The sequence below is a fragment of the Kitasatospora sp. NPDC094028 genome, assembly GCF_049543595.1.
In the GTDB taxonomy this organism is placed as follows: domain Bacteria; phylum Actinomycetota; class Actinomycetes; order Streptomycetales; family Streptomycetaceae; genus Kitasatospora.
The window spans coordinates 1,530-13,897 of sequence record NZ_JBMVFA010000013.1 but is presented as its reverse complement, the minus strand read 5'-3'; the positions used below and the strand labels follow the sequence as shown (position 1 = coordinate 13,897).

Here is a 12,368-nt window from a genome sequence, read left to right as displayed (position 1 = left end):
CGCACGTGATCCTCGAACAGGCACCGGCCGCCGTCGTGGCGGCTGCGCCGACGGACGGCGACACCGTGCCCTTCACGCTGTCCGCCCGTACCGACGAGGCGCTGCGCGCCCAGGCCGGGCGGCTGCTGACCGCGCTCGACGAGCAGCCCGAACCGCCGCTCGCCGACCTGGCGTTCTCCCTCGCCACCACCCGCACCGCGCTCGACCGCCGTGCCGCCGTCACCACCGGCGACCGCGCCGAGCTGCGGCGCGCGCTCGCCGCCCTTCGTGACGGCCTGCCGGACGCCGCCCTCGTCACCGGCCGGGCGGCCGCCGGCGGCCTGGCGTTCCTGTTCACCGGCCAGGGCAGCCAGTACCCGGCCATGGGCAGGGAACTGTACGACCGGTACCCGGTGTACGCGGAGGCGCTCGACGCCGTCCTCGCCCGCTTCGACCTCGACTACGAACGGCCGGTCCGGGACGTCCTGTTCGCGGCGGAGGGTTCTGCTCAGGCGGCTCTGCTGGACGACACGGGGTACGCGCAGCCGGCGCTGTTCGCGCTGGAGGTGGCGCTGTTCCGGCTGGTGGAGTCGTGGGGTCTGCGGCCGGATTTCGTGGTCGGGCACTCGATCGGTGAGATCGCGGCGGCGCATGTGGCGGGGGTGTTCTCGTTGGAGGACGCCTGCACGCTGGTCGCGGCTCGGGCCCGGCTGATGTCCGAACTCCCCGGTGGGGGAGCGATGGTGTCCGTCGAGGCGACGGAGGAGGAGGTGCTGGCGCTGCTGACGGACGGCGTCTCGATCGCCGCCGTCAACGGGCCCACTTCGGTGGTCCTCGCGGGCGACGAGAGCGAAGTCCTGCGCATCGCCGGGCAGTTCGAGACCCAGGGGCGGCGCACCAGGCGACTGCGCGTCTCGCACGCCTTCCACTCGCCGCACATGGAGCCGATGCTCGACGCCTACACCCGCGTCGCCGCCACGCTCACCTACGACGCCCCGGCGATCCCGCTGATCTCCACCGTCACCGGCGCGCTCGCCACCGCCGACGAGCTCGCCGCGCCCGCGTACTGGGCCCGGCAGGTCCGCGACACCGTCCGCTTCGCCGACGCCGTCCGAGCCCTCGCCGGCCACGGCGCCGCCGCCTTCCTCGAACTCGGTCCCGACGGCGTCCTCACCGCCGCCGCCCGCGACACCCTCGGAGACGGCGCCCGCGTGGCCGGCGTGCCCGCGCTGCGGCGTGGCCGGCCCGGCGTCCCGACCCTCATGGCCGCGCTCGCCCGGCTCGCCGTCGGCGGCCTGCGCCCGGACTGGGTGGCCGTCTTCGCCGGCACCGGCGCCCGTCGCGCCGACCTGCCCACCTACCCGTTCCAGCGCGAGCGCTACTGGCCGGAGGGACGGTCCGTCCCGGCGATGGGATCCGACCCCGTGGACGCCGAGTTCTGGGCCGCCGTCGACCGCGGCGACCTCGGGGCGCTCGGCACCGGTCTTGACCTCGACCGTGACAGCGTGACCGCCCTCTCCACCTGGCGCCGCGCCCGCCGTGAGCGCTCCGCCGTGGACGCCTGGCGCTACCGCGCCTCCTGGACGCCGCTCGACGCGACGGGCGCTGCCGTGGCCCGGCCGTCCGGCCGCTGGCTGGTGCTCGCGCCGGACGAGGCAGCGTGGGTGGCCGGGCTCGTCGACGGGGTGACCCTCCGGGTCCGCGGCGACCGGGCCGCATTTGCTTCCCGGCTGCGTGAAGTGACCGCGGAAGAAGGCAGGTTCACCGGCGTCCTGTCCCTGCTCGCGCTCGGCGACGACCCGCTCGCGGCCACCGTCACCGCCGTCCAGGCCCTCGGCGACGCGGACCTCACCGCCCCGTTGTGGTGCCTCACCCGCGGCGCCGTCGCCACCGGCCGCTCCGACCGCCCCGCCGACCCCCGGCAGGCCGCCGTCTGGGGCCTCGGCCGGTCCGCCGCCCTCGAACTGCCCACCCGTTGGGGCGGGCTGATCGACCTGCCGGAGCAGCTCGACGACACCGCGCTGCGCCGTCTGGCCGCCGCGCTCGCCCGCACCGACGGCGAGGACCAGCTCGCCGTCCGCGCCTCCGGCACCTTCGCCCGGCGCCTCGTGCGCCAGCCGTTGGGCGGGCGCGCGGCCGCCCGGCCGTACGTGCCCGCCGGCACCGTCCTGATCACCGGTGGCACCGGCGGCATCGGCGGGCAGCTCGCCCGCCGCCTCGCCGCCCAGGGCGCCGCGCACCTGCTGCTGGTCAGCCGCCGCGGCCCGGACGCCCCCGGCGCCGAGCAGCTGCGCGCCGACCTCGCCGCTCTCGGCGCCGGCGTCACCCTGGCCGCCTGCGACGCCGCCGACCGGGACGCCCTCGCGGCCGTCCTCGGTGCCGTCCCCGCCGACCGGCCGCTCACCGCCGTCTTCCACACCGCCGGCGTGCTCGCCGACGGCACCCTCGACACCCTGACGGCTGAGCACTTCGCCGAGGTGTACCGCCCCAAGGTCGACGCCGCGTGCCACCTCGACGAGCTGACTCGCGACAGCGACCTCGCCGCCTTCGTCCTGTTCACGTCCACCGCCGGCACCCTCGGTGCCGCCGGGCAGGCCAACTACGCCGCCGCCAACGCCCACCTCGACGCCCTCGCCGAGCAGCGCCGCGCCGACGGCCGCCCGGCCACCGTGATCGCCTGGGGCCCGTGGGCCGGCGAGGGCATGGCCGGGGCCGGCGTCGAACAACGGGTGCGCCGCGGCGGCTACGGCCCGATGGCGCCCGAGCGCGCCCTGACCGCCCTCGGACACGCCCTCGACCACGACGACACCGCGCTCACCGTCGCCGACATCGACTGGCAGCGCTTCGCCGCCGTCTTCACCGCGCAGCGGCCCATGCCGCTGATCGCCGCGCTGGCCGGACCGGCCGGCCGGCCGTCGGCGACCGCCCCGGACTCCGGGCTGCGACAGCGCCTGGCCGAGCTGTCGGAGCAGGCCAGGGAGCGGTTCGTCCTCGACTTCGTGCGCACCCGCGTCGCGGCGGTCCTCGGCCACGCGGGCGGCGAACGCGTCGGCGCGGACCAGCCCTTCACCGACCTCGGCATGGACTCCCTCACCACCGTCGAACTGCGCAACGCCCTCACCGCCGCGACCGGCCTGACCCTGCCGGCCACCCTGGTCTACGACCACCCGACCCCGGCCGACCTGGCCGCCCACCTCCTCGGTGAACTCCTCGGTGCCCTGCCCGAACCCGACCGGGCCCCGGCCCCGCGGGCCGTCGCGGACGACCCGATCGTGATCGTCGGCATGGCCTGCCGCTTCCCCGGTGGCATCGAGTCGCCGGAGGACCTCTGGCGGCTGCTCGGCGACGGCGCCGACGCCGTTCGCCCGTTCCCCACCGACCGCGGCTGGGACCTCGACGCCCTCGGCCGCGGCGGCTCCGCCACCCTCCACGGCGGCTTCCTCGACGGCGTCGGCCGCTTCGACGCCCGCTTCTTCGGCATCTCGCCCCGCGAAGCCCTCGCCATGGACCCGCAGCAGCGCCTCCTCCTGGAGACCTCCTGGGAGGCCCTGGAGCGCTCCGGCATCGCCCCCGACCGCCTGCGCGGCAGCGACACCGGCGTCTTCGTCGGCACCAACGGCCAGGACTACCTGACCGTGCTGCGCCGCGGCACCGCCGACGTCCGAGGCCACGCCGCCACCGGCAACACCGCGAGCCTTCTGTCCGGCCGCCTCTCCTACACCCTCGGGCTGGAGGGCCCGGCCGTCACCGTCGACACCGCGTGCTCCTCCGCCCTCGTCTCGCTCCACCTGGCCGCCCGCGCGCTGCGCGCCGGGGAGTGCTCGCTGGCCCTGGCCGGCGGCGCCTCGGTGATGTCCAGCCCGGACGCCTTCGTCGAGTTCACCGCGCAGGGCGGCCTCGCCGCCGACGGCCGCTGCAAGCCCTTCGCCGACGCCGCCGACGGCACCGCCTGGTCCGAGGGCGCGGGCGTGCTCGTCCTGGAGCGGCTCTCCGACGCCCGCCGGCTCGGGCACCCGGTGCTCGCGGTCGTGCGCGGCAGCGCCGTCAACCAGGACGGCGCCTCGAACGGGCTGACGGCCCCGAACGGACGGGCCCAGCAGCGGGTGATCCGCGCGGCCCTGGCCGACGCGGGCCTGACCGCCGCCGAGGTCGACGCCGTCGAGGCGCACGGCACCGGCACCGCCCTCGGCGACCCGATCGAGGCGCACGCCCTGCTGGCCGCCTACGGGCGGGACCGCGAACTCCCGCTCCTGCTCGGCTCGGTGAAGTCCAACCTCGGCCACACCCAGGCCGCCGCCGGCGCCGCCGGCGTGATCAAGACGGTGCTCGCGATGCGGCACGGGGAACTGCCGAAGTCGCTGCACGTCGACGCGCCTTCCCGGCACGTCGACTGGACGGCCGGCGCCGTGGAGCTCCTGACGCAGGCCCGCGACTGGCCGGAGACCGGCCGCCCGCGCCGGGCCGGCGTCTCCGCCTTCGGTGTCAGCGGCACCAACGCGCACGTCCTGCTGGAGCAGGCGCCCTCCGCTGTGGATCCGGCCGGTCCGGTGCTGCCCGCAGACGCGGCGCCGTGGGTGGTCTCCGCCAAGTCGGAGGCCGCGCTGGACGCTTCGCTCGCGCGCCTCGCCGAGGTGGACGGGCCGTCCGCGCTGGACGTCGCCCACTCGCTGGCCGTCGGCCGGGCCTCGCTCGGGCACCGGGCGGTGCTGCTGGACGGTGCCGAGCTCGCGCGCGGCGTCGCCGCCGAGCGCTCGACGGCCTTCCTGTTCTCCGGGCAGGGCTCGCAACGGCTCGGCATGGGGCAGGAGTTGTACGCCCGCTTCCCGGTGTTCGCCGAGGCCTTCGACGGCGTCTGCGCACGGCTGGACCAGCTCCTGGACCGGCCGCTGCGGGACGTGGTGTGGGGCGACGACGCGGAGCTGCTGAACCGGACGGAGTACGCCCAGGCCGGGCTTTTCGCGGTCGAGGTGGCGCTGTTCCGGCTCGTCGAATCCCTGGGAGTCCGGCCGGAGTTCGTGGCCGGACACTCGATCGGCGAGATCGCCGCGGCCCACGTGGCCGGGGTCTTCTCCCCGGAGGACGCGTGCGTCCTCGTGGCGGCGCGCGGCCGGCTGATGCAGGCGCTCCCGGAGGGCGGCGCGATGCTCGCCGTGGAGGCTTCGGAGGACGAGGTCCTGCCGCTGCTGGACGAGTCGGTGTCGATCGCCGCCGTGAACGGAGCGACCTCCGTGGTCGTTTCGGGGGCGGAGGCGGCCGTCGAGGCGATCGAGGCGCACTTCGCCGACCGGCGGACCACGCGCCTGCGGGTCTCGCACGCCTTCCACTCGCCGCTGATGGAACCGATGCTGGACGACTTCCGGGCCGTCCTCGACGGGCTCGCGTACGCGGCTCCGTCGATCCCGCTCGTCTCGAACCTGACAGGCGACGCGAGCGCGGATCTGTGCACCCCCGAGTACTGGGTGCGCCACGTCCGGGAGACCGTCCGCTTCGCCGACTGCGTCCGGGCGCTCGAAGAGGCGGGCGCCACCGCCTTCCTGGAGCTGGGCCCGGACGGCGTCCTCGCCGCCCTCGCCCAGCGCTCCGGCGGTGACCCCGACCGGGTGGCCGAAGCGACCTGCCGCCGCGACCGGCCCGAGGAGCGGACCCTGGTCACCGCCCTCGCCCGCCTGCACGTCGCGGGTGTCCCGGTCGACTGGACCGCCCTGCTCGCCGGCACCGGCGCCCGCCGGGTCGACCTGCCCACCTACCCGTTCCAGCGCAAGCTGTACTGGCCCGAGCGCGCACCCGAGGCTGTCGCCGCCGCCGACCCGGCGGACGCCGCGTTCTGGTCCGCCGTCGAGCGCGCCGACACGGCCGCGCTGGGTACGACGCTGGGCCTGGACGACGAGTCGTCGCTCAGCGCACTGCTCCCCGCCCTCTCAGCGTGGCGCCGCCGCCGGACCGAGCGGACGGACGCCGACCGGCTGCGCTACCGCGCGGTCTGGAAGCCGTACGCCGCCCGCACCGGCCCGGACGCCCTGCCGGGCACCTGGCTGGCCCTCGTTCCGGCCGACCGGGACGACGACGCCTGGACGTCCGCGGTGCTCGCGGCCCTCGGCGCGGACGTCGTGCGGGTGGCGGTCGACGGGGACGACGCTGCGGACCTGACCCCGATCGCCGGGCCGATCACCGGCGTGGTGTCCCTGCTCGGCGCCTCCGACGGCGTGCCCACCGGGCTCGCCCGGCCGGACGCCCTGCTCGCCGCCCTCGGCGAGGCAGGCGTCGAGGCTCCGCTGTGGTGCCTCACCCGGGGCGCCGTCGCAGTCGGCGACACCGAGGCCCCGCAGGACGCCGCGCAGGCGGCCGCCTGGGGCATCGGCCGGGTGGCCGCCCTCGAACACCCGCGGCGCTGGGGCGGGTTGATCGACCTCCCCGAGGCCCCCGACGCCCGCACGGCGGCCCGCCTGCGCGCCCTGCTGACGGCCGGGGACGGCGAGGACCAGCTGGCGCTGCGCCCCGCCGGAGCCTTCGCCCGCCGCCTCGTGCGCGCCACGACGCCCGACACGGCACGCCCGTGGACCCCGCGCGGAACGGTCCTGGTGGTCGGCGACGCGGAGGGCCACGCGGCCCCCACCGCCCGCTGGCTCGCCCACGCGGGCGCCCGGCAGGTGGTGCTGCTCACTGCGGACACCGCCGTCGACGGCGAGGCCGCCGACCGGCTGCGCGCCGAGCTCGCCGAGCACGGCGCCGACCTGACGCTCGTCATCGGCACGCCCGGCGACCCGGAGGCCGTCGCCTCCGTCCTCGGGCTGCCGGACCTCTCGGCCGTCCTCTACACGGGCCGGGCCGGGGAGCCCGCCGACCACCTCGCCGGGCTGCTCGCCGATCTCGACGCGCTCGACCAGGCGTTCGCGGACCGGGACCTCGACGCCTACCTGCTGTTCGGGTCGATCGCCGGCACCTGGGGGGTGAAGGGCCGGGCCGACGAGGCCGCCGCCGGCGCCCTCCTCGACGCCGTCGCCCAGGGGCGCCGCGCCGCCGGCCGGGCCGCCACCGCCGTCGCGTGGGGTGCCTGGGCGGGCAGCACGCCCGATTCGCTGGCCGCGCACCTGCGGGCCAACGGGCTGCCGCCCGTCGCCCCCGACCGCGCCCTGACGGCCCTCGCCGCCGCCCTCGACGGCCCCGCCGTCACCGTCGCCGACGTGGCGTGGGAGCGCTTCGCGCCCGCCTTCGCCGAATCCCGGCCGACGCGCCTCTTCGCCGACCTGCCCGAGGCCCGCGTCACCGCGGAGCCGGAGGAGGCGCCCGGGGCCTCCGGCAAGGCCGACGCACTGCGCGCCGGTCTGCGCGAGCGGTCGGCGGCCGAGCGCACCGAGGCGCTGCTGGCGATCGTCCGGGCCGAGTCGGCCGCCGTGCTCGGTCACGCCGACGCCGACGACGTGCCCCCCGGGCACCCGTTCAAGGACCTCGGCTTCGACTCGCTGACCGCCGTCGACCTGCGCAACCGGCTCAACACCGCGACCGGCCTGCGCCTGCCCGCCACCCTCGTGTTCGACTACCCGACCCCGGCGGCCCTCGCCGCCCACCTCCGCGCCGAACTCTTCGACGAGGCCCAGGAGGTGGAGCGCTCGGCCGTCGCCGCCGACACCGACGACCCGATCGTGATCGTCGGCATGGGCTGCCGCTACCCGGGCGGCGTCCGCTCGCCCGAGGACCTGTGGCAGCTCCTGCGGGAGGGCGCCGACGCGATCGGCCCGTTCCCGGCCGACCGCGGCTGGGACCTCGACCGGCTCGCCCACGGCGACCGCGACGGGCGCGGGCGCAGCGTCACCCAGCAGGGCGGGTTCCTGTACGACGCGGCCGAGTTCGACGCCGCCTTCTTCGGGGTCTCCCCGCGCGAGGCGATGGTCGTCGACCCGCAGCAGCGGCTCGTCCTGGAGACCGCGTGGGAGGCACTGGAGCGCGCCGGGATCGACCCGGCGGGCCTGCGCGGCGGCGACGCCGGCGTGTTCATCGGCGGCGGCAGCGGGGACTACCGGCCGGCCATCGGCCAGCTCGGTCACGTCGAGACCGCGCAGTCCGCGAGCCTGCTGTCCGGCCGGCTCTCCTACACCCTCGGCCTGGAGGGGCCCTCCGTCAGCGTGGACACCGCGTGCTCGTCCTCGCTGGTTGCCCTGCACCTGGCCGCCCAGGCCCTGCGGTCCGGTGAGTGCTCGCTGGCCCTGGCGGGCGGCGTGACGGTGATGTCGAGCCCGGTCGGGTTCGTCGAGTTCGGCGAGATGGGGGCGCTGTCCCCGGACGGGCGCTGCCGCACCTTCTCCGACGCCGCCGAGGGCACCGCGTGGTCCGAGGGCGTCGGCGTCCTGGTGGTCGAGCGGCTCTCGGACGCCGAGCGCCGGGGCCACCGCGTGCTGGCCGTCCTGCGCGGCTCCGCGATCAACCAGGACGGCGCGTCGAACGGCATCACCGCGCCCAACGGCCCGTCCCAGCAGCGCGTCATCCGGCGCGCCCTGGCCAACGCGGGCCTGGCGCCCGCGGAGGTCGACGCCGTCGAGGCGCACGGCACCGGCACCAGGCTCGGCGACCCGATCGAGGCGCAGGCGCTCCTCGCCACCTACGGCCAGGACCGCGAACGGCCCGTCCTGATCGGCGCGCTGAAGTCGAACCTGGGCCACACCCAGGCCGCCTCCGGGGTGGCCGGCGTGATCAAGATGGTGCTGGCCATGCGGCACGGCCTGCTGCCGCGCACGCTGCACGTCGGCACGCCGTCCTCGCACGTCGACTGGACGGCCGGCGCCGCCGAGCTCCTCACCGAGGAGACCGCGTGGCCGGCCACCGGCCACCCGCGCCGGGCGGGCGTCTCCGCCTTCGGCGCGAGCGGCACCAACGCCCACGTGATCATCGAGGCGCCGGCCGCGGCCGAGCCCGCCGAGGACCGCCCGGACGACCGGCCGCTGCCCGTCCCGCTCTCCGCCGCGACGCCCGTCGCGCTGCGCGAGCAGGCCGCCGTGCTGCTCGGCCACCTCTCCGCGCACCCGGAGCTGACGGTCCGCGACCTCGGCCACTCGCTCGCCACCACCCGCACGCTGCTCGACCACCGGGCCACCGTGCTCGCCGCCGACCGCGCCGAGCTGACGCAGGGCCTGCGCGCCCTCGTCGACGGCCAGGCCGCCCCGCAGCTCGTCCAAGGCTCGGCCCTGGGCGGGAAGACCGCCTTCCTCTTCCCCGGCCAGGGCTCGCAGCGCCCCGGTGCCGGGCGGGAGCTGTACGCCACCCACCCGGTGTTCGCCGACGCGCTGGACGCCGTCCTCGCCGGCTTCGAGGGACGGCTGGCCGGGCCGCTGCGCCCGGTGCTGTTCGCGGCGGAGGGTTCGGCTCAGGCGGCTCTGCTGGACGACACGGGGTATGCGCAGCCGGCGCTGTTCGCGCTGGAGGTGGCGCTGTTCCGGCTGGTGGAGTCGTGGGGTCTGCGCCCGGACTACGTGGTCGGGCACTCGATCGGTGAGATCGCGGCGGCGCATGTGGCGGGGGTGTTCTCGTTGGAGGACGCCTGCACGCTGGTCGCGGCTCGGGCCCGGCTGATGTCCGAACTCCCCGGTGGGGGAGCGATGGTGTCCGTCGAGGCGACGGAGGAGGAGGTGCTGGCGCTGCTGACGGACGGCGTCTCGATCGCCGCCGTCAACGGCCCGCGCGCCGTCGTCCTCGCCGGAGACGCCGACGCCGTCGAACGCATCGCCGCCGGATTCGCCGCCGACGGGCGCAGGACTAGGCGTTTGCGGGTGAGCCATGCGTTTCACTCCGTACACATGGACGCCATGCTCGACGACTTCGAGCGGACCGCCCGGGGCATCGGCTACGCCGCCCCGCGCATCCCGCTCGTGTCCAACCTGACCGGCGACGTCGTCACCGGCGACACCAGGGCGCGGTTCGACGCGCAGTACTGGGTGCGCCACGTCCGCGAGGCCGTGCGCTTCGCCGACGGCGTCGCGGCCCTCACCGCCCGCGGCGTGCGCCGCCACCTCGAACTCGGCCCGGACGGCGTGCTGTCCGCCCTCGTCCAGGCCAACACCGCGGAAGACGCCGACCCGGCCCGCCCGGTGGTCACCGCCACCGCGCTGCGCCACGGCCGCGACGAGCGCACGACCCTGCTCACCGCCGTCGCCCGTCTGCACACCGACGGGCTCGCGCCGGACTGGTCCGCCGTCTTCGCCGGCACCGGTGCCCGCCGGGTCGACCTGCCCACCTACCCGTTCCAGCGGCAGCGCTACTGGCCCGAGCAGTCGTTCGCCTCGGCCGCCTCGCCGGCCACCTCCCCGGACGGGGAGTTCTGGACGGCGCTGCGCACTGCGTCCTTCGACGCGCTCGCCGGCACCCTGGACGTCGACGGCGACGCCCTCGCCCAGGTGCTCCCGGCGCTGCGCGACTGGCACGACCGGCGCGAGGAGCAGACCGCCGTGGACGCCCGCCGGCGGAGGATCGTCTGGAAGCCGCTCGACCGGCCGCGCGCCGCGGCTCCGGCCGGCACCTGGCTCGCAGTCGTGCCCGCCGGACACGGCGGCACGGCCTGGACGGACGCCGTCCTCGCCGCGCTCGGCGCGGACGCCGTCCGGCTGACCGTCGAGGCCGGCACCGACCGCGCCGGCCTCGCCAAGCAGCTCGCCGATCTCCCCTACGCGGTCGAGGAGATCACCGCAGTGGTGTCCCTCCTGGCACTCGACGAGTCGGCGGACGGCAGTGCACCCGCCGGGCTCGTCCGCACCGCCGCCCTGGTGCAGGCCCTCGGCGACGCCCGGATCGGCGCACCCCTGTGGTGCCTCACCCGGGACGCCGTCGCGGCCGCCCCCGGCGACCGCGTCACCGGCCTGGCCCAGGCGGCCGTCTGGGGCCTCGGCCGGGTCGCCGCGCTCGAACTCCCGCAGCGCTGGGGCGGTCTGATCGACCTGCCCGCGAGCCTCGACCGGCGCACCGCCGCCCTGTTGGCCGCCGTCCTCGCCAAGCCGGACGGGGAGGACCAGCTGGCCGTCCGGCCGACCGGGATCCTCGGCCGACGCCTGGCCGCCACACCCGGCGGCTCCGACAACGACCCGGCGGCCTGGGAGCCCACCGGCACCGTCCTGATCACCGGCGGCACGGGCGCGCTCGGCGCCGAGGTCGCCCGTGGCCTCGCCGCCGCCGGCGCCCCGCACCTCGTGCTGCTCAGCCGCCGGGGCCCGGACGCTCCCGGGGCGGCCGAGCTCCGCGAGGAACTGACCGCCACCGGCACCGCGGTCACCGTCGTGGCCTGCGACGCCGCCGATCGGGAGGCGCTCGCCGCCGTCCTGGCCGCCGTGCCCGCCGAACAGCCGCTGACGGCCGTCGTCCACGCCGCCGGCGTGCTCGACGACGGCGTCATCGACGGCCTCACCCCCGACCGCTTCGAGGACGTCTACCGCGCGAAGGCCGGCTCGGCCCTCCTGCTCGACGAGCTGACCAGGGACCACGACCTCGCCGTGTTCGCCCTGTTCTCCTCCGCCTCCGCGGCCGTCGGCAACCCCGGCCAGGGCAACTACGCGGCCGCCAACGCCGTCCTCGACGCCCTCGCCGAACGCCGCCGCGCCGACGGGCTCGCCGCCACGTCCCTCTCGTGGGGCGCCTGGGCCGGCGGCGGAATGGCCGCCGACGCCCGGGCCGGCGAGGCCGCCCGCCGCACCGGCATCCGGCCGCTCGACCCGGCCGTCGCGGTCGCCGCGCTGCGCCGGGCCGTCCTCGACACCGCGCCGTCCACGCTCGTCGCCGACGTCGACCCGGAGCGCTTCGTCCGGGCCTTCACCGCCATGCGCCCGAGCCGGCTGCTCGCCGAACTCCCCGGCTACGCCGACCCGCAGGGCCCCGGTGGGGACAACGCCGACGGTCGCGAGCTGCGCGCCGAACTGGCCGCGCTCAGCCCGGCCCGCCGCTCCGCCGCCCTCCTCGGGCTGGTGCGCGGCCGCGCGGCCGAGGTGCTCGGACTGCCCGGCACCGAGGCAGTCGGCCCCGAGAAGGCCTTCCGCGACCTCGGGTTCGACTCGCTCGGCGCGATCGAGCTGCGCAACCGGCTCGGCGCCGCCACCGGCCTCGACCTGTCCCCGACGCTGGTCTTCGACCACCCGAGCCCGACCGAGCTCGCCGAGCACCTGCTCGGCCTGCTGTTCGAGGGCGACGGCGCGGCCGGAACGGACGGCACGGACCCCGAGCGCGCCCGCCTGCGGGCGCTCGTCGAGTCCGTCCCGTTGGACCGCCTGCGGCGCAGCGGCGTCCTGGACGCGTTGCTGAGGCTCGCCGACGGCGCGCCCGCCCAGGAGGCCGAGGACACCGACGCGATCGACGCGATGGACCTGGACGACCTGGTGCAGGCCGCCCTGCGCAACGACCCCGACCACGCCCAGGACTGA

Annotated in this window: 1 protein-coding gene (only partly in view); it reads left to right on the top strand. The window is 77.2% G+C overall.

The annotated features are described in order from the left end of the window. On the top strand, window positions 1-12,368 hold the final stretch of the coding sequence (locus tag ACPC54_RS20605) for a type I polyketide synthase (protein WP_498966782.1). Its footprint begins 15,604 nt before the window's first position; 12,368 of the gene's 27,972 nt are visible here — the last part of the coding sequence; the start codon falls outside the window, past its left edge; it ends in the stop codon at window positions 12,366-12,368.